Genomic DNA, 24,068 nt, shown 5'->3' on the forward strand with positions numbered 1-24,068 from the left:
GCGGCAACGATGTGAGATGGCCGGGACGTGGAGGGAACCCCGACGGAGGGAACCCCCGATGGACGAAAATCCCGGTGAAGGAGAGATCGTGGAAGCAACCAGGGGGCCCTCGGCCCTGATGCAATCGAATTTCGATCTGGCCGAATATGACCGGATCGTCAGTGTCTTGTACGACGCGGCGCTCGACACGAAGTCGTGGGCGCCGGCGCTGGAGTATCTGCAGCACGTCTTCGCGGCGAACTACGTGACGCTCATCCTGCGAACGCCGGAACAGGCGGACACGGGGTTGATGATCGCGGTCGGCGACGTGGAGGGGGGCGGCCGTGTCACGTACATGAGCTATCCCCAGACCACTACCCCGTTCGTCAATCAGCCCGCCGACAAGGTTTTCACGGTCGAAGACCTGATGACCGAGAGCGAGTGGAAGCGTTCTTCCTACTATCAGCACTGGTGCGCGAGCCACGGCGTCTTCCACGTCATGGGCGTCGACATTGCCACCCCGGGTGCGGGTAAGCTGCGGTTCAGAATTACCCGGCCCGAGAACTCACCGAAGTTCTCCGCCGAGGATCGCGCCCGCTGCGAGGCCCTGTTGCCGCACCTGCGGCGCGCCCTGCAGATCCACAACCAGCTCGACCGCAGCGAGTCGCTGGGCGCGATGTACGCGCAGGCGATCAGCCGTCTTTCGGTCGCGACCATCGTGCTCGACGAGAGCGGCAAGGTGCTCGACCAGAACCTGATTGCGAAGGAGATCCTCGCGACCGGCGACGGGCTCAAGGTCGTCGGAGGGCGGCTCGAAGCGTCATATCCGAGCGACAATCGTGAGCTGCAGCGTTTGGTACGCAACGCCTTCGCGCGTTATGGCACGGGCAATGTCGCGGTCGCCGAGGCGATGTCGGTAGCACGGCCTTCGGGACTGGTGAGCCTGGGTGTCGTGGTGGAGGTTGTGCCGTCGAGCGAGTGGGCCGAAGGCAAGGGTCAGCCGGCGGCCGTCGTCTATATCCGTGACGCGGCCGGCAAGTCGCTGGCGAGCAGTACTGTCGCGAAGCAGCTGTTCAACCTCACGCCGGCGGAAACCGCACTCGCGCTCGAACTCACCAACGGCCTGTCGCTCGAGGAGGCCGCGGAGGCCCTCGGCATCCGTCGCAACACCGCACGCGCCCACCTGCGCTCGATCTTTTCGAAGACGGGCGTGCGGCGGCAGACGGAGCTCGTGCGCATCATGCTCAACAGCGTCGCGGCGCTCAGCAAGAACGGCTGAATCCTGCGCAGCGCCGCACGTGCGGCGCTGCCCTTCGCGGACGCCGGTCGCCCCACGCTGGGGCCCCGCGACTCTATCGCTCGTCCGCGCAGGTCGCCTAGCGGAATGCCCACTGCATTCACTGCAGCCACGCGTCCAGCGAGACGCGGAAAATCGCTGGGCATGATCTATATGGACGATGCGGCACTGCCGCAAGTGCCGGAAAATCTCTAACAACACAATTGGTTGAGAGGAATCCATGCACAAGGTCGCATTCGTGACGGGGGCGAGCCGCGGAATCGGACGCGAAACGGCGATCGCCTTCGCCCGCGCCGGTTTCGATGTCGCAATCAGTGCACGCACCATGGAAGAGGGCGAAACGCACGAGCACGCCCTGCAAACGGCGGACGGCAGCCCCTTGCCGGGAAGCCTTGCAGAGACTGCTGCCGCCATCCGCCATCTGGGTAGGAGGGCGCTTGCGATCCGCATGGATCTGCTGAACGACGCGTCGGTGCAGGCCGCCGGCGAAGCCGTGGTGCGCGAATTCGGCCGTATCGACGTGCTTGTGAACAATGCCGTGTATCAGGGCAGCGACCTCAACCTTCCGTTCCTCGAACTGGAGCCGGCGACGCTGCAGCGCGTGTTCCAGGGATACGTGATGGCGCCCTTCCTGCTGACGCGTGCCGTGTTGCCGGCGATGCTGGCGCAGGGCGAGGGCATCGTGATCAACATCACCTCGGGCGCCGGCGAAAGCGATCCTCCCGTTGCTGCGGGACGGGGCGGCTGGGGCTACGCATACGGCGCGGGCAAGGCCGCGGTATCGCGCCTGTCGGGGATCGTGTCAGTCGAATTGGGCGAACGGGGAATCCGTGCCTTCACGGTCAATCCGGGCGTCGTGACGACCGACGCGCTGAAAGTCACGATCGGCGAGAAAGGCGTCATCGCGCTGCGCAACGGATCGGCGCCGCCGGAAGTCCCCGCCGCCGTGCTGCTATGGCTCGCGACCGCGCCCGAGGCGGCGCGATTCCAGAAACGCACGATCAACGCGCAGCCCTTCGCGCTCGAACACGGCATCGTGCCCGACTGGCGCCCCGCCGGCACGACCGCGTCCTGAGCGGAGTCACGCAAATCATGAGTCACGAACGCGAATCGATGGAATTCGACGTCCTGATCGTCGGCGGCGGCCCTGCGGGCCTCGCTGCGGCGATCAGGCTGAAGCAGTTGGCCAACGAGAAGGGCACCGAACTGGCGGTGTGCCTGATCGAGAAGGCGGCCGAGATCGGCGCGCACATCCTCTCCGGTGCAGTGATGGATCCGCGCGCGCTGAACGAACTGATTCCCGATTGGAAGGAACAGGGCGCGCCGGTGACCACCGAAGTCACCGAAGACCGCGTGATCTTCCTCAACGAGACGGGTGGCCGCAAGGTGCCCACCGGCCTGCTGCCGGACTGTTTCCTGAACCACGGCAACTACATCGTGCGCCTGGGCAACGTCGCCAAGTGGCTCGGCGAACAGGCCGAAGCGCTGGGCGTCGAGGTCTATCCGGGTTTCGCCGGCGCCGAGATCCTGTATGACGAGACGGGCGCCGTGAAGGGCGTGGCCACCGGCGACATGGGCGTCACGCGCGAAGGCGAGCAAGGCCCCGCCTACCAGCCGGGCATGGAGCTGCACGCCAAATACACGCTCTTCGCCGAAGGCTGTCGCGGCCACCTCGGCAAGCAGCTCGAAGAGAAGTTCAACCTCAGCAACGGCGTCGATCCTCAGACCTACGGCATCGGCCTGAAGGAACTGTGGGAAGTGCCCGCCGAACGTCATGAGCCGGGCGTGGTCGTGCACACCACCGGCTGGCCCCTGCCCGCCGACACTTACGGCGGCGGTTTCGTCTATCACCTCGAGGACAATCTGGTTGCGATCGGCTACGTGGTCGGCCTCAACTACACCAACCCGCATCTGTCGCCGTTCGAGGAATTCCAGCGCTACAAGACGCATCCGGAAATCCGCAAGTATCTCGAAGGCGGCAAGCGCCTGGCGTACGGTGCACGCGCGATCGCCGCGGGCGGCCTGCAGAGCCAGCCGAAGCTGGTGTTTCCGGGCGGCGCGCTGATCGGCGACGACGCGGGCTTCCTCAACGCCGCGCGCATCAAGGGCAGCCACGCCGCGATCAAGAGTGGCGCGCTCGCCGCCGAGGCCGCCTTCGAGGCGGTTACTGCCGAGCGCCAGCGTGACGAACTCACGGCCTTCCCCGAAGCGTTCAAGAGTAGCTGGTTGTTTGACGAGCTGCACAAGACGCGCAACTTCAAGCCCTACATGAAGAAGGGCCTGTGGATGGGCTCGCTGCTCTTCGGCTTCGACCAGAAGGTGCTCAAAGGCAAGGCGCCGTGGACGCTGCACAACAGCGCGGACCACGACAAGCTCAAGCTCGCGTCCGAGTGCCCGAAGATCGACTACCCGAAGCCCGATGGCGTACTGACCTTCGACCGCCTCTCCTCGGTGTTCCTGTCGAACACCAATCACGAGGAAGACCAGCCCTGCCACCTGCAGCTGAAGGATGCCTCGGTGCCGATCGCGGTGAACCTCGCGAAGTACGACGCCCCCGAGCAGCGCTACTGCCCGGCCGGCGTGTACGAGATCGTGAGGGACGACTCCGGATCGAACCCCCGCCTGCAGATCAACGCGCAGAACTGCGTGCACTGCAAGACCTGCGACATCAAGGACCCGACGCAGAACATCAACTGGGTCGTGCCGCAGGGCGGCGAAGGGCCCATCTACCAGGGCATGTAATCCAACCGTTTTCCCGGCGGTGTCGCACCAAACGCTTTTGGGTCTTTCGACGCTCTCCTCCTCTCCCTCTTGCGTGACACCACCGTTTTTTACACCGCGCGGCGCCGGCCGGCTGGTTCAGCCCGACCGGCGCCCGCAGCAGGCAGGCGCCCGGCCCCGGCCCCGGCTCAGCGCGGAGCAGCCAGAACCTGCTCGGCGAAGTGCTCGTCGATCTGTGCGCCCTTCGCGAGGAGCTGGCGGTACTTCACGAAATCGACCGTGTCCTTGCCCGTGATCTTGCGCGACTCGAAGGCATTGAATCCCAGCCAGGCCTCGTTGTTCATGTTCGCGGCGAGCCAATGGCGCTGCGCGGCCTTCTGCTGATCCCAGAAGAACTTCTTCTTGCCGCGGATCGCGTCGATCGAGTTCATCAGGCAGTTGGGGAAGAGGTTCGTGAAGCGCCAGATCAGTGCGTTCACTTCCTTGTCGAGTAGTTCGAAGTCCACTTCGCATTGCGCGATCAGGGCTTCGGCCTCCTCGGCAGCGGCCCCCTGGACCATTTCGCCGTACACGATCTGTCCCAGCTCGGACCAGGTATCGGTGCGCACCTTGGGATTGGGGATCCACTCGCCGTTCTTCTTCAGCACCGGCAGGACCTTCGAGATCATGCCCTTGTACTTCATCTTGTACGCGCTCCACAGCTCGCACGAGACGCAGTTGTAGATCGCGTCTTCCATCGACAGGAACCACGGCAGGAAGTCAGTCGAGCCGCCCACCGGCGCGCTCCCGTGCTTCGGACCCGCCTGGCCATACACGGCCATGTCCGACGAGATCGTGATGTCGGTGGCCATCCCGATTTCCTGGCCACCCGCCACGCGCATGCCATTCACGCGGCAGATCACCGGCTTCTTGCAGTTGAGGATGCCGTCGACCATGCCGATGAAGAGATCGATGTAATCGCCGTATTCGGTCGGGCGCCGCGAATAGTAGGACGCATATTCCGCCGTGTTTCCCCCGCTGCACCATGCCTTCTCGCCCACTGCCGTAAACACCGCCGCAACGACACTGCGGTCGGACGAGGCCTTCTGGAAGGCTTCGATGACCCCCTTCACCATCTCGGTCGTGTAGGAGTTGTATTGCGCCGGGTTGTTGAGGGTGATCCACGCGGAATAGAGGTCGTCTACAGGCTTTCCGGCAGGGTCGAGGACCGGACGCTTCTCGTAGATGACCGATGGCGCGGACGCCCCGAGGTGTTCGTTCTCCATCAGGGCGTGATTCTTCAGTTCGTTGTCACGTTTCAGAAAGTCCAGGCTCACGTCGGTCTCCATGTATTGAGTGTGCCGGAAGGATTTCCGGCAACACATTGCAGTGATGTCTATCCAATAATCGGATTTCTATCTTTGATCGCGCCTCGACCGTACAGGCACGACTCCGCGCACGAATCACCGATTCCGGTGATGCGGGCACGCGGGGGATGGGATAGCCGGGGAGGGGAGGGGGCCGCAGCGCCACTGCCGGCGCGCCTTTCCATAGTTCATTTTAGTGATGTCGCGCCAGGGGCGAGGTGCGAGCATCCCTGTGCCACTGGGTGATTCCAATAACAGGCGACTCGGCCCCCGACGGGGACAACCGAAGTGAGCTCACATCGTGAGGGAGACAGGATGCTTGCATCAAAGCTTGAGAGGTACGGGATTGGCGCCGGGAAGCGGAGGCGCCCGCTTGCATTGGCGCTTTCGCCCTTGTGGATGGCGCTCGCGAGTGCCGGCGTCTACGCCGCGCCGACGGTGCAACTGGGACCGGACACGACGCTGGATTATTCCCTGACGCTTTCCTACACCGCGTCGACGCGAACGGAAAAGGCCGCGCGCGAATACCTGAATGACCTTAACAGCGACGACGGCACGCGAAACTTCAAGCGCGGCTCGCTATTCACGAATCGCGCCAATGCGTTGGCGGAAGTCCGGCTCAAGCATGACAACGTCGGTGCGATGCTGAGGGCGAGCAGCTTCTACGACTGGGCCTATCGCTCCTCCAACGACAACGACTCGCCGCTCACCGTCAACAAGACCGGCGATCACGATGAATTCACGCGCCGCACGCGGGAGCTGAGCGGCAAGAATTCCCGCATCCTCGATGCCTTCGCCTATGGCAACTGGATGCTGGGCGACGAGCAGTTCCTGTCGCTGAAGGCGGGCCGGCACGTGCTCGCCTGGGGCGAGAGCCTGTTCTGGCCGAACATCAGCCAGGGCCAGTCGCCGCTGGATGCAACGAAATTCAACGTGCCCGGCACGGAAGCGAAGGAAGGCTATCTGCCCGTCGGCCAGCTGTCGGCGTCCCTCACGGTGAATCCGTGGCTGACCCTCGCGGGCTACTACCAGTACAAGTGGGAAGAGACCCGCCTCAACCCCGTGGGCGATTACTTCGGCAGCGATTATTTCGGGCCGGGGGCGCAGTTCTTCCGTCTCGCGCCGGGCGTCATCGACACGCTGCCGGACCACAGCTTCCGCGTCGCCAATTTCGCCGGCGAGATCAAGCCGCGGGACACCGGACAGTGGGGCCTCGGCTCGCGCTTCCGCCTCGGCGAGACCACCGAAGTCGGGCTCTACCACTACCGCTATCACGACCGCATCGGCGCCATGTTCTTCGACTTCACCGGCGCGACCCAGTATTCCTCGTTCAATCGTTTCGGGCGCAAGGCCTCGCCGGCGAGCGCGCCGTACTACAAGCTTGCGTACTTCGACGACATCAAGCTCACGGGCGTCAGCCTCAGCACCAAGATCGGCGATGCCGTGCAGATCGGCGCGGAGGTCAGCTATCGCGACGGCGCGCCGGTCTATCTCTCCAACGGCGCCCCCGCGCGCGGCCAGCTCACGCAGGGCAACCTCAATTTCCTCTACATCCTGGGCCCCTCGAAGCTCGCGCATCAAACGACGCTGATGGGCGAAGTGGTGCATCAGCGCATCGAAGGCGTCGACAAGCTGACCATCACCGGTGGCCTGCCGGGCCAGAACGGGACCTTCAAGGACTTCACCTACGACACGCAGACGAAGGCCTCGACCCTGCTGGGCCTCGGGGCGATCTTCGATTATCCCAGCGTGTTCGACGGTTGGGACCTGTCGACCAAGGCGATCTGGACGCAGAACGTCGATGGCAGCTCGCTTTCGGGCATGGGCAAGGACGACCGCCGCCTGACGCTCGGCGCCGACTTCAAGCGACTGGGGAACTTCACGGTCGGCCTGACTTACGTCGCCTTCCTCGGCTCGCCGGACCTCCCCAACGGACGCACGATGACCGACCGCGACTACGTGTCGCTCAGCGCGAAATACACGTTCTGATTGCGTTCAATCTGAAAAGGATCTGTTCATGAAAATGAAACTGTGCGGACTGCTGCTCACGTTCGTGGCGGCGGCCCAGGTGCTTCCGTCGGTGTCGTTCGCAAAGGGAACGGCCGAGGAGATCGCGCGCCTCGGAAAGGATCTCACCTGCATCGGTGCGGAGAAGGCCGGGAACAGGGACGGCAGCATTCCGGAGTTTTCGGGGAAGTGGCTTGGTGCGCCGCCGCACGTGCCGTTCAAGGGCACCGGCAACCACCCGCTGGACGCCTATCCCGACGAGAAGCCGGTGGCCGTGATCACTGCCGCCAACATGGAGCAGTACGCGGCGCGGCTGTCCGACGGGCAGAAGGCATTGTTCAAGAAGTATCCGCAGACCTTCCGCATGCCCGTGTATGCGAGCCACCGCGACTTCCGCTTCCCGGATTCCGTATGCCAGACGGCGAAGGAGAACGCCGCCCACGCCGAACTGGTGAATAACGGCGAAGGCGTGATGGGCGTGACCGGCGGCCCGATCTTCCCCTTCCCGAAGAACGGTCTCGAACTGCTGTGGAACGCGATCATCCCGTATCGCGCCTACACCGAGGAACTCGTCTCGGACAACGCCTACGTGCTCGCCAGCGGCGCGATCAACTGGGGGCGCGTGAAGTCGCGCAACCTCGGCGCGGCGAACGAGCCGGGCGTGCGGCACAAGACCGAAGGGCAGTCCTCGTACTACCTCAACGAGACCCTGCTGCCCGAGCGCGACAAGGGCGAGATCAACACCGGCATGGAGTTCTTCAACTTCGCGCAGAACCCGCGCCAGAGCTGGCGTTTCGACCCGGGTACGCGCCGCGTGCGGCAGTCGCCGGGCTACGGCTACGACATGTCCTTCCCCGGCACCGGCGGCTCGATCACCGTGGATGAAGTGCGGATCTTCAACGGCTCGCCGGAACGCTTCGACTGGACGATCGTCGGCAAGAAGGAGATCTACATCCCCTACAACGCCTACAAGGTGCATTCGCCGAAGATCAAGTACTCCGAACTCGTGACGCCCGGCCACGCCAATCCCGAATTCATGCGCTACGAACTCCATCGCGTGTGGGTGCTGGAAGGCAAGCTCAAGGAAGGCTTCCGTCACCTGTACGGCCGGCGTGTGATGTTCATCGACGAGGACACCCTGTTCCCGATCATGGCGGACAACTACGACGTGCGCGGCGAGCTGTGGCGGACCTCGATGCTGAACCACTTCTATGCGTACGAGATGCAGACGCTGCAGGCCGGGGTCGGCTTCTATCACGACCTCAACGCGGGAACCTATCTCGCGTTCAACCTCATCAACGAGCAGCCGTCGGCCTACAAGCTGAACGAGAACAAGATCACGCCGCAGATGTTCGGGCCCGAGGCGGCCCGACGCATGGGTCTGTGATCCGCGCCGCGCCGCGTGCGGGCGAACCCGGGCCGGTCGGCCCGGAGGATGCCCCGCGCGGCATTCCGCTTTTCATGCGGCCGCCTCCGGGTGGCCGCAGCCACGACGAGGGACATGCGATGACAGCAACAGCATCGCCGTTCGATCCGCTGACACTGGGGCCCCTGCGGCTCCGCAATCGTTTCATCCGCGCCGGCGCGAACGAGGGCATGGTGGTGGAGGGCGCCCCCAGCCGCGCGCTCGTGAAACATCACCGCGACCTCGCCGCGGGTGGCGTCGGCATGACGACCGTGGCCTACGGCGCCGTGAGCGAGGTCGGCCGCACGCTGCCGAACCAGGTGTGGCTGCGCCCGGAGATCCTGCCCGACCTGCGCGTGCTGGCCGACGCGGTGCATGCCGAGGGCGGGGCGGTCTCCTACCAGCTCACGCACGGCGGCTCCTTCGTCACGTCCCTGAAAGTGCGCGGGCCCACGATGAGCGCGTCCTCCGGCTTCAACAAGGCGGGACTCCTGCGCGGCAACCTGTTCCAGCGCGCGATGACGGCCGACGACATGGAGCGCGTGACGCAGCAGTTCGTCGAGGCCGCGCAGCTGTGCAGGCAGGCGGGCTTCGATGCCGTCGAACTGCACATGGGCCACGGCTACCTCCTCAACCAGTTCATCTCGCCGCTGTCGAACCGGCGCCGCGATGCCTTCGGCGGCAGCGCCGAGAACCGCGTGCGCTTTCCTGCCGCGGTGCTTGCGCGGGTCAAGGAAGCGGTCGGCCGCGACATGGCCGTGCTCGCGAAGATCAACGTCGCCGACGGCGTGAAGGGCGGCGCCACGGTGGATGACGCGATCGTCACCGCCCGCGCGCTGCAGGCGGCCGGCGCCGACATGCTGGTGCTGTCGGGCGGGCGCAACGTCGAGTCCGGTTGGTTCATGTTCGGCAGCAATCACGACATGGACGAGATGCGGAAGGTGCTCGCGGCCAGCCCGATCACCGGCCTGATGCTCAAATGGTCGCAGCGCGGCGTGCCCCGCATCGCGTTCCGCGAGATGTACTTCCTCGACTACTCACGCCGCATCCGCGCGGCGGTCGACGTCCCGCTTGGCTACCTCGGTGGCGCCAAGTCACTGGCGAACGCCGAACAGGCGGTGCGCGAGGGTTTCGACGCCGTCGTCATGGCGCGCGCTCTGATCCATGACCCGGCGCTCGTGAACAAGTACCGGGATGGCAGCGCGACCCAATCGGGCTGCACCAACTGCAATCGCTGCGTGCCCTACATCTATCACCCGGCCGGGACATGGTGCGTGATGAATCCGCCCAACGATCCGGACCTCAACAAGATCCGGGCCGCCGGCTGAGCCGGCGAGATTCCGGACCGAACCTCACCCCAAGGAGACCCGATATGCAGCAGCAGTTTTCAGCCTCGCGGCCGTGCCGCGTCGAGGACGTCCCGCACTGGGACATCGAGACCGACGTTGCCGTGATCGGCTTCGGTGCCGCCGGCAGCTGTGCGGCCATCGAGGCGCGGCGCGCAGGCGCGGACGTGGCGATCTTCGAAGTCGCCGCAGCGCCGGGCGGCAGCGCGGCCCTTTCCGGCGGCGAGGTGTACGTCGGCGGCAGCGGCGGCACATCGGTGCAGCGCGCGGCCGGTTTCGAGGATTCCACCGAGGATCTCTACAAGTACCTCGTCATGGCCGGCGGGCCCGGCGCCGATACCGCACGCGCGCGCGTCTATGCCGAGAACGCCGAAGCGCACTTCCGTTGGCTGCAGGAGCAGGGCGTGCCGTACAAGGGAACCTTCCTGCCCGGCAAATGGCTCGAGCCGCACACCGACGACACGCTCGTGTGGTCGGGCTCGGAGCAGGCCTGGCCCTTCTCGGCCGAGGCCAAGCCCGCCCCGCGCGGCCATACCGCGCAACAGGACGGCTGGAGCGCAGGGCGCACGCTGATGGAAACGCTCTCCGGCCGTGCCGAGGCGCTGGGTGCCAAAGTGTATTGCAATAGCCGCGCACTGGCCCTCGTGACCGGCACGGACGGCGCAGTCGTCGGCCTCGTCGTGCGCATCGACGGCGAGCCGCGCTACGTGCGCGCGCGCCGCGGCGTGGTGCTGGCGGCGGGGGGATTCATCACCAACCGCGAGATGGTCGAACGCTACGCCCCCGACGCGCTCGTCTGCGAGACGCCCGTGTCCGCCGGCAACGACGACGGCTCCGGCATCCGCATGGGCATCGGCGTCGGCGCCGCCGCGATCCACATGGACCAGTTCTTCGCGACGCTGCCTTACTTCCCGCCCGAATCGCTGGTGAAAGGCATCTTCATCAACGAGCGCGGCGAGCGCTTCATCAACGAGGATGCCTACCACGGCCGCGTCGCCCACTACGTGCTGCGCCAGCCGGCCGGACGGGCATGGCTGATCGTCGACGACGAAATCTTCGGCCGCCCGATGATCCACCGCGACATCACGATCGCCGCCGTCGGCGAGACCTGGGAGGAGCTGGAGCAGGAACTCGCACTGCCGGAGGGCAGCCTGCGGCGTACCGCCGAGGCTTTCAACCGTAACGCAGCCGAGGGCAGCGATCCCGATTTCCACAAGGCGGCGAACTGGCTACGGCCGTTGACGAAGGCGCCTTTCGCGGCACTGAGCTATTGCCGTGGAGACATCCCGGGGCACGCCTTCACGCTGGGGGGACTCGCGACGGATACGGACGGCGCGGTGCTGGACGAGGCCGGGCGAAAGGTTACCGGGCTCTATGCCGCGGGGCGTTGCGCCTGCGGTTTGCCGCGCTGGGGGGAGGGGTACAGCTCGGGCATGTCTTTGGGGGATTCGACCTTTTTTGGGCGACGGGCGGGGCGGCGCGCGGCGGTGGGGTGAGCGCAGCAGTCCCCTGTCCGTGTTCGAGGGGTTTCGCCGAGTGGGCAAGCGGTTCAGTGGGCACCGCCGGCGACGCTCGTGTCCATCTTGTTCGTCACGGGGCGGCTCAACCAGATCAGGGCTGTCAGGACGAGGAAGAGGATCCCTGCCGCCCAGAAGAGGTCGGTCGCCGACAGCATGTAGGCCTGGCGCGTGACCTGGCGTTCGATCATGCCCATCGCCTGCGCCGGATCCAGCCCCAACGCGGACATGCCCTGTAGCGCCTGTGTGGTGGGGGCATCGTAGGCGGTGATGTGTTCGACCAGATGCGCGTGATGCATCGCGGCGCGGTCGTCCCACATCGTCGTCGAGATCGAGGCGCCCATGCCGCCCGCCGTGATGCGGAAGAAGTTCGACAGGCCGGCGGCGGCGGGGATGCGCTCGGGCGGCAGGCCGGACAGCGTCAGCGCGGTGAGCGGGATGAAGAAGGTCGCCATCGCCGCGCCCTGCACGAGCTGCGGGATCACGATCGCCATCATGTCGGCGTCGGTGTTGAAGCCTGCGCGCATGAAGGCGGTGGTCGCGAAGACGATGAAGGCGAAGCTCGCGATCAGGCGCGGGTCGGTGCGCGGCAGGATGCGACCGACGAAGGGCGATAGCAGCAGCGCGAAGATGCCGATCGGCGCCGTGACGAGGCCCGCCCAGGTCGCCGTGTAGCCCATGAACTGCTGCAGCCACAGCGGCATCAGCACGACCATGCCGAAGAAGAGACCGTAGGCGAGCGACACGGAGACCACGCCGGTGGCGAAGTTGCGCCGCTTGAAGAGCGTGAGATCGACGACTGGATGCTTGTCGGTGAGCTCCCACACGACGAGGAAGCTCAACGCGACGACGGCGACCACGGCGAGCGTGACGACTTCGCCGGACGCGAACCAGTCGAGCTCCTTGCCCTTGTCCAGCATGACCTGCAGCGCACCGACACCGAGGACGAGCAGCGCGAGCCCGACGCCGTCGATCGGGAGCTTCCTCGTCGCGGATTCGCGCGTGCGCATCAGCCGCCACGTGAGCCACGCGGCGCCGAGGCCGACCGGGATGTTGATGTAGAAGATCCACGGCCAGGTGTAGTTGTCCGAGATCCAGCCCCCGAGGATCGGTCCGAGCACCGGTGCGACCAGCGTCGTCATCGACCACATCGCGAGCGCCATGGCGGATTTTGCTTTCGGATAGCTTTGCAGCAGCAGCGCCTGCGATAGCGGGATCATCGGTCCCGCGACCGCGCCCTGCAGCACGCGCGCGGCGATCAGCATCTCGAGGCTCGTCGACATACCGCACAGCAACGAGGCGATGACGAATAGCACGATCGACGACACGAAGAGCTTCACCTGCCCGATGCGCTGCGTGAGCCAGCCGGTGAGCGGCACGCTGATCGCGTTGGCGACGGCGAAGGACGTGATCACCCAGGTGCCCTGGCTCGCGCTGACGCCAACATCGCCGGAGATGGTCGGGATCGACACGTTGGCGATCGTCGTGTCGAGCACATTCATGAAGGTGGCGAGCGACAGCGCCACCGTCGCGAGGACCAGGGCCCCGCCCGAGAGCGGGGGGAGCGGTTGCGAGGCTTGGCTCATGGCGGGAGCTCCGGTTGCAGCCGTTGTCGTGGGTGGGGGCAGCTCAGTGAGCGAGCTGCAGCCTGGTGCGGATCAGCGGCTGTGTCTTCAGCGCGTCGCCAGCCATCTGCGCAGCGGGGCGGGTGGCGTCGCCGCGGCGGGCGAGCGGCGGGATGTCCTGCGCGGGCGTCCCGTGCAGGTTGCTGGCGATGATCTGCTTGACCAGTGCATCCGCCCCCGCGCTCTCTTGCGAGAACACTTCGGTCTGCGCGACCGGCTCGTGGCGCTTGCCGCCTTCGGCCAACTGCTTGCCGCTTTGGTCGTGGACGTCGACATCGACCTGCATCGACAGGCCGACGCGCAGCGGATGCTCGCCGAGCTCTGCCGGATCGAGCGCGATGCGCACCGGCACGCGCTGCACGACCTTGATCCAGTTGCCCGTTGCGTTCTGCGCCGGCAGCAGCGCGAAGGCCGAACCGGTGCCGGCGGCGAGGCCGGCGACCTTGCCGTGGTACTCGATATGGCTGCCATAGATGTCGGAGGTCAGCGTCACTGGTTGGCCGATGCGCATGCGCCGGAGCTGGCCTTCCTTGAAGTTGGCGTCGACCCACACCTGGTCAAGCGGGATCACGGCCATCAGCGGGGCTCCCGGGGCGATGCGCTGGCCGACCTGCACTGCGCGCTTCGCGACGTAGCCCGAGACCGGCGCGGGGATCGCGGTGCGCTCGTAGGCGAGCCAGGCTTCGCGGACCTGGGCGGCGGCGGCCAGCACGCGCGGATGCTGCTCGACGGTCGCGTTGTCGATCAGCGCGTGGTTCGATGCGTACTGTTCCTGTGACGCTGCGAGTGCGGCCGTGGAGGCGGCGAGCGCGGTGCGGGCGTGTTCGATCTCCTCGGCCGAGACGGCGCCGCTGCCTGCGAGGGCCTGCCGGCGCGCGAGGTCATCGCGGGCTTTCGCGACATCGGCTTCGCGCAGCTTCGTGTTCGCCGACAGCGCATTGCTCGTCGCGAACAGCGTGCGCACTTCGCGCACCGTCTGCGCGAGCTGGGCCTGGGCGTGATCGAGTGCGAGCTTGGCATCGGCCTGGTCGAGCTCGACCAGCGATTCGCCGCTGCGCACGAAGTCGGTGTCGTCCGCATGGATCGCGAGCACGGTGCCGGCGGTGCGTGGGGTGATCTGCACGACGTTGCCGGCGACGTAGGCGTCGTCGGTCTTCTCGACATGACGCGCGAAGAGCGACCAGTAGGTGCCGTAGGCGATCCCGGTGGCGGCGAAGAGGCCGGTGAGGGCGAGCAGCATGCGTTTGCGGCGGGGCGTCGATTCTGGCACGGCGGCGGCTTGGGGGGTGTTGGCGGTCATCGTTGTTCTCCTTCGGAGCCGGGAAGGGCTCAGGCGGCTGCGGGGGTACGGATGTTCTGGGCAGTGGTGGGGGAGGCGCCGGGCTCGAAGCCGCCGCCGAGCGCACGGGCGAGGCCCACGGCGGTATCGCGCCGGCGGGCTTCAAGGTCGGCCACCTGCCGACGCTGGCCGAGCACTTGCGCCTCGACGCTGAGCACCGTCAGGTAGGTCGACAAGCCTTCGCGGTAGCGCAGCAGGGCCAGACGGTAGGCTTCGTCGAAGCGGCCGAGCGCGGCACGGCTCTGTTCGAGCTGGGTGTCGATCGCGCGCCACGACGCGATCTGGTCGGCGACGTCGCGGAGCGCCTCGACGAGCGTTGCGTTGTACTGTTCGGCTGCGGCGTCATAGTCCGCGTCCCGTACGGCGAGCTGGCTGCGCAGGCGGCCCCCGTCGAAGATCGGCAGGCTGATTGCGGGGCCCGCGCCGGCGATGCGGCTGCCCGCGTCGAGGAAATGTCCGAGTCCGATCGACTGGAAGCCGACGAAGGCGACGAGGTTCACGTTCGGATAGAACTGCGCTTTCGCGACGTCGATGTCCTTCGCCGCGGCCTCGACGCGCCAACGTTGTGCGACGACGTCCGGCCGGCGGCCGATCAGCTCGGCCGGCAATACCGACGGTAGCGCCAGCGTGTGCGCGACATCGACCGTGGGGCGCGCGATCGCGAGGCCGCGGTCCGGGCCGGCACCGAGGAGTGCGGAGATCTGATTGCGCAGCAACGCCATGCGTTCGTGGATCGCGGCGAGTTCGGCTTCGGTCACGGGAATCGCGGCGGACGCCTGCTGCATCTCGACGGCGGTATCGAGGCCGGCGCGCACGCGGCGCTCGGTCAGGTCCTGCAGCTGGCGGCGTTGCTGAAGCAGCGCTTCGGCGATGTCCTGCTGCTCGAATTCGCGCTGCAACTGGATGTAGCTGCGGGCGAGCGCGGAGGACAGCAGCAGACGCGCCTGCTGCGTCTCGGCTTCGGCCGCACGGACGTTGCCGACGGCCGATTCGAAGGCCGCAGCGTTCTTGCCCCAGAAGTCCAGCTCGTAGCTGAAGTCGAGCGCGGCGCGGTTGGAGGTCTTGGTCGAACCCGCAAGCGGCGGCGGGACCTGGCCGTTCTCGCTGAAGCGCTGGTTGGTGCTCGCCGCGTTCGCGGTGACCTGCGGCATACGCGCCGCGTCGGCGAGCCCGGCGGCGGCATTCGCGCGATCCAGACGGGCGCGGGCGCTGCGCAGGCTCGGGCTGGTCGCGAGCGCTTCGTTCATCAGGCGATCGAGCTGCGCGTCGCCGAACGCGGTCCACCAGTTCGTCGCCGGCCATGCCGCGGTCGCTGCCGACGTTCCGGCCAGAGTGCTTCCGGTGGCGAGGCGGTTGGCATCATCGAGGCCGGCGCGCGGGGCGAGTCCCTCGAAGCTGGCGCAGGCCGTGAGCACGGCGGCGCTGAGGGTGGCGAGCAGGAAAGGGCGGACGCTCATGATGGACTCCGGAAAATCTGCCAGGGATGTTACAGGTTAGGCTGTGGCTGCTTAGGCAGTAATCAGCTCAAAAAAATTCGGCGCATCAGGCCGAATCGGCATTGGCGATCATGCGCCGCAGGAAGCCCTTGAACAGCTCGAGTTCGCTGCGGGTGAAGCCATTCAGGTGGCGATTGAGCACCTTCAGAGCAATCTCGGGGAGTTGCGGGTAGAGTTCCTTGCCGGCCTCGGTGAGGCGAAGATGCACGATGCGGCGGTCCTCCGTGCTGCGTTCGCGGCGCATCAGCCCCTTCTGCTCGAGACGGTCGAGCATCCGCGTCGTCGAGCCGGTGTCGCAGCCGGTGTTGCGACACAGCTCGGCAGCCGTCTGGGCCTTGCCGTTGGCGATCTGCAGCAGGATGCCCCACTGCGCCCAGGTGATGTCCAGCGGCGCGAGTTCGGCGTCGATGGCGGCGACCATGCGGCCGCGCACTTGGGTGAGCAGGTAGCCGATGCTTTCGTCCATCGTCCAGTTCTCGGGCGTGTAGAGCGGGGTGTCGGGGGTGTTCGGGATTTCTTGCGTCGTCATGGTTAATGCTCGATTCAGTCAGTAACTGCCTGAGCAGCAATATCGCTGCTTAGGCAGTTATTGTCAAGACGAGAATTGCGAAAGCAATTCGTCGAGCCTCACGTGCGCGATCCCTGCAATCGCAAGCTGAGCAGCAGTGCGAAACCGATCAGGCCGACGAGCAGCCAGCCCACCGTGCCGAGCGCCGCGGCGAGGGCATCGGGCGTCCCTTGTGCCCTGTGGAAGCCCAGCGAGGCGCTGAATGTGGCCAGCGACACGGAGGAACCGGTCGGAGCGCCGAGGTCGCGCAGGGTGCTGAAGAGGCCGGTGCCGGCGCCGAGGCGTTCTGGCGGGACGGCGCCGAGGGCGAGTTTCATGACGGCGGGGGTGTTGCAGCCCATCGCGAGGCCGAGCACGCAGACGGTCGCGATGACGATCCAGAGCGGGGTGTCACTGCGCAGCGTGAGCAGCAGGGCGAGGCCGGCGAGCATGCCGGCGAGGGCGGCGGCGGTGACGTGGCGGGGGGCGATGCGGTCGACGAGGCGGCCGGCGAACGGGGAGGCGAGGACGCTGCTGCCGTAGAGGAAGAGGGTGACGAAGCCGAACTGTGCGGCGTTGCCGCCGGGGCGCCCGGTGATGAAGTAGGCGAGCGAATAGACGACGCCGCTGAAGGACAGCAGGTGCAGCCAGTAGATCGCGCTCGGCAGTGCGAAGGCGGTGCGGCGCAGGATGGCGATGTCGATGACGGGCGCGGCGACGCGTTGGCTGTTGCGCCATAGCAGCGTGAGGCCCAGGAGTCCGGTGACGACGATCACGGCGGTGTAGGGCGAGCGCACGCCGAAGTTGCCGACCCAGGTGGGCAGGGAGAGCAGGGCGGCGATGGTCGCTAAGAGATAGAGCGCGCCCTTGAGGTCGAACGGCGCGGCGGAGCGTTCGCTGCGGATGTCCGGGATGAGCAGGGCGACCGGGACAATGCCGACGATGGCGAGCGCGCCGCTGATCCAATACACGCTGGGCCAGCCGAGGCGGTCGATCAGGAGGCCGCCGAGCAGGCCGCCGCTCGCCGCGCCGAGCGTCATCGTCATCGCGAAGATGCCCAGCGCCATGCCGCGGCGGTGTTCGGGGAAGAGATGGCCGATGTAGGCGAAGACGCCGGGCAGGATGCAGGCGACGCCGGGGCCCTGGGCGAATCGCGCGGCGAGGAAGACATTGAACGTCGGGGCCGCTGCGGCGGCGAATTCGGACAGCGCGAACACGAGCAGCCCGGCGAGCAGGACGCGCTTGCGTCCGCGCTGATCGCCGAGGCGGCCCATGATGGGCGCGAACACCGTGAGTCCGACGAAGTAGGACATCAGCACGAGCGCGGCGAGGTTGATCGGGATGCCGAAGTGCCGCGTCAGGCTGGGCAGGGCGGGCGCCTGGAAGGCAGCGGCCTCGATGGTGACGAAGGTGCCGAACAGCAGGGCGACGTAGATCTTCCACGCGGCGCGCGAATCCATGGAGACTCCCGGGTGGGTGAGGGAAATTGTGATGGGGCGGCCCGTGCGAGCCGCCCCGATGCGCGACGCCGTGCGGGTAAGACTAGGCGGCGAGCGCCGGATAGTCCGTGTAGCCGCTGGGCCCCGGCGTGTACAGCGTGTTCTGGTCGAACTCGGCGAGCGGGGCGCCGTCGCGGAAGCGGCGGACGAGGTCGGGGTTGCCGATGAAGAAGCGTCCGAACGAGACCGCTTCGCCTTTGCCTTCCGTGAGGATGCGTTGGGCGCTGGCGAGTTTGAAGCTGTCGTTAGCGATGATCGGGCCGCGGAAGTTCGCGCGGGCCAGCGCCAGGGCGTCCAGTTCGCGCACGGGCGAGCGCATCACATGCAGGTAGGCGAGGCCCATCGGGTCGATCGCCTGAAGCAGGCCGGTGTAGGTCCGCACCGGATCGTCGTCGACGACGTCGTTGAAGGGATTGGCGGGGCAGATACGCAGGCCCACGCGGCCCGCGCCGGCTCCCGCCGCCATCGCTTCGAGCGTTTCGACGACGAAGCGCAGGCGCTTCTCGGGCGAGCCGCCATAGGCGTCGTCGCGCAGGTTGGTGTTGGCGGCAAGGAACTGCATCGGCAGGTAGCCGCTGGTGCAGTGCAGCTCGACGCCGTCGAAACCGGCTTCGAGCGCGTATTCGGTCGCACGGCGGTATTCCGCGATGACGCCGGGGATCTCGTCGGTGCGCAGCGCGCGCGGCAGGTCGTACTCGACCATGCCGGCGGCGTCGGTGAAGATCTTCCCGGCGGCGCGGACGGCCGAAGGGGCGACCGTTTCGGTGCCGGCATCCTTGTTGAGATGGCTGGCGACGCGCCCGACATGCATGATCTGCAGAACGATGCGCCCGCCTTCGCGATGCACGGCGTCAGTGACCTTGCGCCAGCCGGCGATCTGCTCAGCCGTGTGGATGCCGGGCGTGCGGCAGTAGCCCTTGCCGTTGGCGCTGGGCTGGGTGCCCTCGGCGACGATGAGGCCGGCGGTGGCGCGCTGGCGGTAGTACTCGACCATCAGCTCGGTGGGCACGTCGCCCGCGCCGGCGCGGCTGCGGGTCATCGGCGCCATGACGATGCGGTTGGCGAGCTCGATGTCGCCGAGCGTGAGCGGGGAGAACAGATCTGGCATGTGCGGGCTCCTTCAGCGGACGCGGATCTTCGGCGCAGGCGTGCCGCGCCGCATCGTCTCGAGAAACTTCTCGAGCGGCGCGGGCGCCGCGACCTCTGGCAGGGATTCCTTGTCGGGGCGCTCGGCCCAGAACTCCTTCCACGACGGGAAAAGCTCGTGGAAGGTGCCCGAATAGGGCTGGCGTCCCGGCCAGCGCATCTTCATGTCGCCGATCGGCGGCTTGTTGAGATCCGTCGCGTACCAGTAGCAGGGCAGGCGGCGACGGAACAGCCAGCGGCCGTCGATGCGCTGGTAGTCGTCCCAGTACAGCATCTGCATGATCACCCACTCGCCGCCGCACTCGTGCTCGTTCTTCGAGTAGACGACGCCGGTGGCGTGGTCGCGGTCGATGAACTCGATGATGTGCTGGCCGAGGTGGTGCGAGGTGCCGGTGAATTGATCGCGCAGCGTGTCGTCCTGCCAGGCCTTGAAGTGGGAGCGGCCCACCCGCTCGCGGCCGACGCGGATGTCGGGCGCGAAGAGGTTCACGTGCGCGTCCATGTCGCGCATGTCGAGCGACAGCGAGTACTTCGCGGCGAGCTGGCGGATTTCGTCGATCGATTCGAGCCGGTCGATGCGTTCTTCGAGCGTGGGCGTGCTCATTGCGTCCCTCATCAGAGCGCGGTGACGAGGACGGCGGAGCGGCCCCCGTCGACCGGCAGGGCGGCGCCGGTGATGTAGGACGCGTCCGGCCCGGCGAGGAAGGCGATGGCGGCGGCGAGTTCGTCGGCCTGGCCGACGCGGCCCATCGGGATGAGCTTCTCGGTGGTGCGGCGCGAGTTCTCGTCGGCGAGCATGCCGGCGGTGGCAGGCGTCTCGACGACGGCGGGGATCACCACGTTCACGCGGATGTTGTCGGGGGCGCCTTCGGCGGCCGCGGCGCGCGAGAAGTTCATGATCGCGGCCTTCGCGGCCGAGTAGCCGGCCATCCACGGCGTGCCGAGCGTGCCGCAGATCGACGAGAGGTTCACGATCGCGCCGCCACGGCCCTTCATCAGCTTCATCGCGGTGCGCGTGCCCCAGAAGGTGCCGTCGACCGAGGTCGCGAAGTTGGCGTGCCAGTCGGCGGTGGAGGTCGATTCGATCGCGCCCCAGGTGAAGGCCATCGCGTTGTTCACGAGGATGTCGAGGTGGCCGTGGCGCTTGGCGGTGTCTTCGAGCGCGGCGACGAACTGGGCCTCGTTGCCGACGTCGACGACGACCGCTTCGGCCTTGCCGTCCTTGGCGACGATGGCGGCGACGACTTCGTCGAGCGGCTCCTTGCGCCGGCCGCAGATGACGACCGTGGCGCCTTCGGCGGCGAGGCGGTGGGCGGTGGCGGCGCCGATGCCGGAGCCTCCGCCGGTGACGAAGGCGACCTTGCCGTGCAGTTTTCCGGACATGCTCATCTCCTTACTTGAAGTACGAGCCGCCGTTGGCGACGAGATCGGAACCGGTGACCATCGCGGCGTCGTCGGACGCAAGGAAGGCGACCGTCGCGGCGATGTCCGAGGGTTCGGCCATGCGGCCGAGCGGGATGCCGGCGACCATCGAGTCGATCCAGGCCTGCGAGACGTTGGCCATGATCGGGGTGTTCACCGGGCCGGGCATCACGTTGTTCACACGGATGCCACGCGGCGCGAGTTCGCGTGCGAGGCTGCGCGTCATGCCGGTCAGGGCGGCCTTGGAGGCGGCGTAGTGCAGCGCGCCTTCGCCCGAGATGGCGGAGGTGCTGGAGATGTTGACGAGGGCGCCCTTGATCCCGTGCTTGATCATCACGCGCACGGCCTCGCGGGTGCAGAAGAAGGTGCCGTCGAGGTTCACCTGCATGACGCCGCGCCAGCCTTCGTCCGCCATGTCGCAGATGAGATCCGGATACACGGTGGGCTTCTCGCCGCGCGCCATCTGTTCGCCGCGTTCGTTCATGCGCGCGAGCAGCTTGTCGAAGCCGTCGTTCTTGGCGCTGCCGATGCCGGCGTTGTTGACGAGCACGTCCAGGCGGCGGTAGCGGCCGTCGACTTCCTCGAACAGGGCCTTCACGGAGGCGCTGTCGGCGATGTTGCAGACGCGGGCGATGCCATCTTTGTTGCCCGCGAGCTCCAGCGTTTCCTTCGCGCTGGCTTCATTCACATCGACTGCGACGATGGTGGCGCCTTCCTGCGCGAGGCGGATTGCGATGGCGCGTCCCATGCCCTGGCCTGCGCCGGTGACGACTGCGACTTTCCCTGCGAATCTCATGCCTTGTCTCCTGGAACTGTCTGTTAGCGTGGTGTGAGCGTAGGGATCCCGCTCCCGCGTGCCATCGTCCGATGGGACTATCGCCGGGGAAGGAGGGGATTTCCGGTGCATGCGGTCAGGCAGCGTGCGCGAGGCGTGCGTCGGAGAGCGTCTGGTTCGTCCACGCCTTGAAGGCCCGGCGGAAGTTGCTGACGCTGCTGTACCCGAGCATGTAGCCGATCTCCTTGGGCGTCAGCCCCGTGTGCTGCAGGTACTGCATCGCGAGATCCTTGCGCGTGTCGTCGAGGATCTTCTGGTAGCTCTGGTCTTCATCCACGAGCCGTCGGCGCAGCGTGCGCGCGCCGACGTTCAGGTGGCCGGCCATCTCCTCCAGCGTCGGGAAGTCGCCGGGATGGTTCACGAGGTAGTCGCGGATCAGTTCCGACAGGCGGGCGTCGTGCCGCTGGCGCGAGGCAAGCATCTCGCACTGGCTGGCGCAGAGCTTGAACACTTCCGGGTTCGCGAGGCTGATCGGGTCCTGCAGGCGGTTGATGTCGAAGACGACGAGGTTGCGCGACTGGTTGAAGTAGACGGGGCAGTTGAAACGCCGGGTGTAGGGCGAGACGTCCGAAGGCTTGGGGAAGGTCAGGTGCAGCTCGAGGATCGGGAACGGGCGGCCGGTCAGGGACGACGCCAGCTGGATGGTCTGGCTGACGAACTCCTCGACGGCAAAGCGCATCACGTCGCCGAGACGATAGGCGTCGTGGATCTCCGAGAACCAGCGACCGTTCTTGATCGTGTTCGTGGTGGAGAAGATGTGCTCGTTGAGGCCGCGGTAACGGTCGTAGAGTTCGCGAGCGTCCTTGAGGGTGGAGGCGCTGAGCGCCGCGTAGCCGAGGATGCCCAGGTCGCTGAGGCGGAATTCCTCCCCGAGCGCGAGCCCGAGCCAGGGGTTGCGCGTCAGTTCGAGCATGTTGAGGATGACGCGCCGGTACTGCGGCGGATGCGGCGGCAGGCCATGGTCCTGGGCTTGCCCACGGCGCAGGCCGGTGCCGGCGAGCACGCATTCCGTACTGATCCCGCGGCTGGCCATGCGGGCGAGATAGAAGTCGAGTTTGCCAGTCGGTTTAAGGTCGTTCATGGTCGTCTCCGTCCGTATCCGTCGCGTTCCGGGGCGCTTGATGCGTCTTTGGCCGCATCGGAATCGTCGTCGACCCCTCGATCGGGCGCATCACCCGATCGCATTAAATCCAGCTCGCAAGTAGGGGCTTGCAGGGCGGGCGCGGCCGTAATGCAAAGGAACGATGCGGGTTTGCGCGCCGCGCGGGAGAGTGCGTGTGAGGTTCGTGATACGGATGGGGAGGTCGCCGATGAACGAAATGCAGCGGATCATCCAGTGCTGGGCGCGCCTGCGCGGTCTCGGCGAGCAGGCGGCGCTGGCCACCGTCGTTGCCGTGGAAGGCTCGACCTACCGGCGACCCGGTGCGCGCATGCTGGTGAGCGCGGACGGCGAGAGCGCGGGCGCGATCAGCGGCGGCTGTCTCGAACGGGATGTGTTCCGGCAGGCCGCGCGCGTCCTGCACAGCGGCGAGCCGACGGTCGTCGTGTATGACTCCACCGGCGAGGATCTCGCGGAAGGCTATTCGCTGGGCTGCAACGGTGTTGTAGTCGTGTTGGTCGAGCCGCTCGCGCCGGACGGATCTTCCGCCATGCTCGATTTCGTCGCGGACTGCCTGAGGCGGCGCCGCCGGGGCGTGGTCGCGACGGTGTTCGCCGCGCAGGGCGCCGGCGGTGCGCGGATCGGTGCGCGGCTCACGCTCGGCGACGACGGCTCTCTGAGCACGTGCGGCATCGACGACGCAGCGCTGCGCGCCCGGCTGGAGGATTCGGCGCGCACGGCCTTGCGCGACGGGCGCTCGACGCGCGTGCGGCTCCCCACCCCGGCGGGGCAGGTGGAAGCCTTCATCGAGCTCGTGACCCCTCCGCCTGCGCTGACGATCTTCGGCGCCGGTCATGATGCCGTCCCGGTGGCGCAGTTCGCGAAAGCGCTCGGATGGCAGGTGAGCGTCGTGTCGCGCAACGCCGGCCATGGCATCCAGGGCCGCTTCGTCGGGGCGGATCGCGTGCTCGTCGCCGATGCCGAGACCGCCCTGGGCGGGCTGCCGGAGGATGGCGGTGCGATCGCGGTCGTGATGACGCACAACTACTTCGAGGACCTGCGCGTGCTGCGCGCGCTGATCCCGCGCCGCCCGCGCTACGTCGCGCTGCTCGGCCCGAAGCGGCGCACGGATCGCCTGCTTGCGGCCCTGGAGGACGAGGGGCTGGACGTGCGCGGCGAGGTGGCGGGGTGGCTGCACGGCCCCGCGGGCTTGGATATCGGAGCCGACACGCCGGAGGAAATCGCGCTCGCGATCGTCGCCGAAATCCGCGCCGTCATCGCCGGGTGTACGGGCGGTTTCGCGCGGGTGCGGCGCGGGCCCCTGCATGCGCGGCACGAGGGCGCCGAAACCGTGGTTGCGGCGGGCGTGGAGCGGGGCGAGATCGTGTGCGGCTTGCCGGCGCCTTGAAGAAGCTCCCGAAACATCGCGGGCGAGACTTGCT

Annotated in this window: 19 protein-coding genes; 8 read left to right on the top strand and 11 right to left on the bottom strand. The window is 67.0% G+C overall.

Annotated elements, in window-relative coordinates:
* The first annotated feature begins 88 nt into the window (after nucleotides 1–88).
* From F464_RS0118925 to F464_RS0118935, 3 genes are all read left to right on the top strand, one after another.
* Nucleotides 89–1,258, top strand: a complete 1,170-nt coding sequence (locus tag F464_RS0118925; protein ID WP_228217493.1) for a helix-turn-helix transcriptional regulator — start codon at nucleotides 89–91, stop codon at nucleotides 1,256–1,258.
* A 238-nt stretch (nucleotides 1,259–1,496) separates the two neighbouring features.
* Nucleotides 1,497–2,351: an SDR family NAD(P)-dependent oxidoreductase gene (locus F464_RS0118930; RefSeq protein WP_018991421.1), complete on the top strand. Its 855-nt coding sequence runs from the start codon at nucleotides 1,497–1,499 to the stop codon at nucleotides 2,349–2,351.
* Nucleotides 2,352–2,368: 17 nt separating this feature from the next.
* Nucleotides 2,369–4,018 carry an electron transfer flavoprotein-ubiquinone oxidoreductase gene (locus tag F464_RS0118935; RefSeq protein WP_018991422.1) on the top strand — a complete coding sequence of 550 codons (1,650 nt, stop codon included), beginning with the start codon at nucleotides 2,369–2,371 and terminating at the stop codon, nucleotides 4,016–4,018.
* Between the two features lie 167 nt (nucleotides 4,019–4,185).
* Here the strand turns inward: F464_RS0118935 and oah are convergent, their stop codons facing one another.
* Nucleotides 4,186–5,313: a 6-oxocyclohex-1-ene-1-carbonyl-CoA hydratase gene (oah, locus tag F464_RS0118940; protein WP_026296145.1), complete on the bottom strand. Its 1,128-nt coding sequence runs from the start codon at nucleotides 5,311–5,313 to the stop codon at nucleotides 4,186–4,188.
* A gap of 408 nt (nucleotides 5,314–5,721) precedes the next feature.
* Between oah and F464_RS0118945 the strand changes: the two genes are divergently transcribed.
* The 4 genes from F464_RS0118945 to F464_RS0118960 all read left to right on the top strand — a co-directional run bounded on the left by F464_RS0118945 (nucleotide 5,722) and on the right by F464_RS0118960 (nucleotide 11,597).
* The gene (locus tag F464_RS0118945; RefSeq protein WP_232428990.1) at nucleotides 5,722–7,332 is read left to right on the top strand and encodes a DUF1302 domain-containing protein; all 1,611 of its coding nucleotides are present in this window, start codon (nucleotides 5,722–5,724) and stop codon (nucleotides 7,330–7,332) included.
* 28 nt (nucleotides 7,333–7,360) lie between these two features.
* Nucleotides 7,361–8,737, top strand: coding sequence for a DUF1329 domain-containing protein (locus F464_RS0118950; RefSeq protein WP_018991425.1), 1,377 nt, complete (start codon nucleotides 7,361–7,363; stop codon nucleotides 8,735–8,737).
* A gap of 119 nt (nucleotides 8,738–8,856) precedes the next feature.
* The gene (locus F464_RS0118955; RefSeq protein WP_026296147.1) at nucleotides 8,857–10,083 is read left to right on the top strand and encodes an NADH:flavin oxidoreductase; all 1,227 of its coding nucleotides are present in this window, start codon (nucleotides 8,857–8,859) and stop codon (nucleotides 10,081–10,083) included.
* Between the two features lie 44 nt (nucleotides 10,084–10,127).
* Nucleotides 10,128–11,597 (top strand): FAD-dependent oxidoreductase, encoded by a 1,470-nt coding sequence (locus tag F464_RS0118960; RefSeq protein ID WP_018991427.1) that lies wholly within the window; start codon nucleotides 10,128–10,130, stop codon nucleotides 11,595–11,597.
* Between the two features lie 53 nt (nucleotides 11,598–11,650).
* On the opposite strand, the gene F464_RS0118965 is transcribed toward F464_RS0118960, so the two are convergent.
* From F464_RS0118965 to F464_RS0119010, 10 genes are all read right to left on the bottom strand, one after another.
* Nucleotides 11,651–13,204: a DHA2 family efflux MFS transporter permease subunit gene (locus tag F464_RS0118965; RefSeq protein ID WP_018991428.1), complete on the bottom strand. Its 1,554-nt coding sequence runs from the start codon at nucleotides 13,202–13,204 to the stop codon at nucleotides 11,651–11,653.
* A gap of 43 nt (nucleotides 13,205–13,247) precedes the next feature.
* A complete protein-coding gene (locus tag F464_RS0118970; protein ID WP_018991429.1) occupies nucleotides 13,248–14,543 on the bottom strand; it encodes an HlyD family secretion protein in 1,296 nt (431 codons plus the stop codon).
* A gap of 29 nt (nucleotides 14,544–14,572) precedes the next feature.
* Complete coding sequence (locus F464_RS0118975) at nucleotides 14,573–16,039, bottom strand: efflux transporter outer membrane subunit (protein ID WP_018991430.1); 1,467 nt, start codon at nucleotides 16,037–16,039, stop codon at nucleotides 14,573–14,575.
* 85 nt (nucleotides 16,040–16,124) lie between these two features.
* Nucleotides 16,125–16,607, bottom strand: coding sequence for a MarR family winged helix-turn-helix transcriptional regulator (locus F464_RS0118980; protein WP_018991431.1), 483 nt, complete (start codon nucleotides 16,605–16,607; stop codon nucleotides 16,125–16,127).
* Between the two features lie 98 nt (nucleotides 16,608–16,705).
* The gene (locus tag F464_RS0118985) at nucleotides 16,706–18,085 is read right to left on the bottom strand and encodes an MFS transporter (protein WP_018991432.1); all 1,380 of its coding nucleotides are present in this window, start codon (nucleotides 18,083–18,085) and stop codon (nucleotides 16,706–16,708) included.
* Nucleotides 18,086–18,167: 82 nt separating this feature from the next.
* The gene (locus tag F464_RS0118990) at nucleotides 18,168–19,232 is read right to left on the bottom strand and encodes an alkene reductase (RefSeq protein WP_018991433.1); all 1,065 of its coding nucleotides are present in this window, start codon (nucleotides 19,230–19,232) and stop codon (nucleotides 18,168–18,170) included.
* 12 nt (nucleotides 19,233–19,244) lie between these two features.
* Nucleotides 19,245–19,874 carry a nuclear transport factor 2 family protein gene (locus F464_RS0118995; RefSeq protein WP_018991434.1) on the bottom strand — a complete coding sequence of 210 codons (630 nt, stop codon included), beginning with the start codon at nucleotides 19,872–19,874 and terminating at the stop codon, nucleotides 19,245–19,247.
* An 11-nt stretch (nucleotides 19,875–19,885) separates the two neighbouring features.
* Nucleotides 19,886–20,653, bottom strand: a complete 768-nt coding sequence (locus tag F464_RS0119000; protein ID WP_018991435.1) for an SDR family NAD(P)-dependent oxidoreductase — start codon at nucleotides 20,651–20,653, stop codon at nucleotides 19,886–19,888.
* 10 nt (nucleotides 20,654–20,663) lie between these two features.
* Nucleotides 20,664–21,488, bottom strand: a complete 825-nt coding sequence (locus F464_RS0119005; RefSeq protein ID WP_018991436.1) for an SDR family NAD(P)-dependent oxidoreductase — start codon at nucleotides 21,486–21,488, stop codon at nucleotides 20,664–20,666.
* Nucleotides 21,489–21,603: 115 nt separating this feature from the next.
* Nucleotides 21,604–22,608, bottom strand: a complete 1,005-nt coding sequence (locus F464_RS0119010; RefSeq protein ID WP_018991437.1) for an AraC family transcriptional regulator — start codon at nucleotides 22,606–22,608, stop codon at nucleotides 21,604–21,606.
* A gap of 229 nt (nucleotides 22,609–22,837) precedes the next feature.
* Between F464_RS0119010 and F464_RS29030 the strand changes: the two genes are divergently transcribed.
* The gene (locus F464_RS29030; protein ID WP_018991438.1) at nucleotides 22,838–24,034 is read left to right on the top strand and encodes an XdhC family protein; all 1,197 of its coding nucleotides are present in this window, start codon (nucleotides 22,838–22,840) and stop codon (nucleotides 24,032–24,034) included.
* Nucleotides 24,035–24,068: the final 34 nt, after the last annotated feature.

Origin of the sequence: Aromatoleum toluclasticum ATCC 700605, assembly GCF_000378245.1 — a bacterium.
Lineage (GTDB): Bacteria > Pseudomonadota > Gammaproteobacteria > Burkholderiales > Rhodocyclaceae > Aromatoleum > Aromatoleum toluclasticum.

Coding starts and splice junctions, on each gene's coding strand:
- F464_RS0118930 (WP_018991421.1), top strand. CDS start 1,497: ATGCACAAGGTCGCATTCGTGACGGGGGCGAGCCGCGGAATCGGACGC.
- F464_RS0118935 (WP_018991422.1), top strand. CDS start 2,369: ATGAGTCACGAACGCGAATCGATGGAATTCGACGTCCTGATCGTCGGC.
- F464_RS0118950 (WP_018991425.1), top strand. CDS start 7,361: ATGAAAATGAAACTGTGCGGACTGCTGCTCACGTTCGTGGCGGCGGCC.
- F464_RS0118955 (WP_026296147.1), top strand. CDS start 8,857: ATGACAGCAACAGCATCGCCGTTCGATCCGCTGACACTGGGGCCCCTG.
- F464_RS0118960 (WP_018991427.1), top strand. CDS start 10,128: ATGCAGCAGCAGTTTTCAGCCTCGCGGCCGTGCCGCGTCGAGGACGTC.
- F464_RS0118965 (WP_018991428.1), bottom strand. CDS start 13,204: ATGAGCCAAGCCTCGCAACCGCTCCCCCCGCTCTCGGGCGGGGCCCTG.
- F464_RS0118970 (WP_018991429.1), bottom strand. CDS start 14,543: ATGACCGCCAACACCCCCCAAGCCGCCGCCGTGCCAGAATCGACGCCC.
- F464_RS0118975 (WP_018991430.1), bottom strand. CDS start 16,039: ATGAGCGTCCGCCCTTTCCTGCTCGCCACCCTCAGCGCCGCCGTGCTC.
- F464_RS0118980 (WP_018991431.1), bottom strand. CDS start 16,607: ATGACGACGCAAGAAATCCCGAACACCCCCGACACCCCGCTCTACACG.
- F464_RS0118985 (WP_018991432.1), bottom strand. CDS start 18,085: ATGGATTCGCGCGCCGCGTGGAAGATCTACGTCGCCCTGCTGTTCGGC.
- F464_RS0118990 (WP_018991433.1), bottom strand. CDS start 19,232: ATGCCAGATCTGTTCTCCCCGCTCACGCTCGGCGACATCGAGCTCGCC.
- F464_RS0118995 (WP_018991434.1), bottom strand. CDS start 19,874: ATGAGCACGCCCACGCTCGAAGAACGCATCGACCGGCTCGAATCGATC.
- F464_RS0119000 (WP_018991435.1), bottom strand. CDS start 20,653: ATGTCCGGAAAACTGCACGGCAAGGTCGCCTTCGTCACCGGCGGAGGC.
- F464_RS0119005 (WP_018991436.1), bottom strand. CDS start 21,488: ATGAGATTCGCAGGGAAAGTCGCAGTCGTCACCGGCGCAGGCCAGGGC.
- F464_RS0119010 (WP_018991437.1), bottom strand. CDS start 22,608: ATGAACGACCTTAAACCGACTGGCAAACTCGACTTCTATCTCGCCCGC.
- F464_RS29030 (WP_018991438.1), top strand. CDS start 22,838: ATGAACGAAATGCAGCGGATCATCCAGTGCTGGGCGCGCCTGCGCGGT.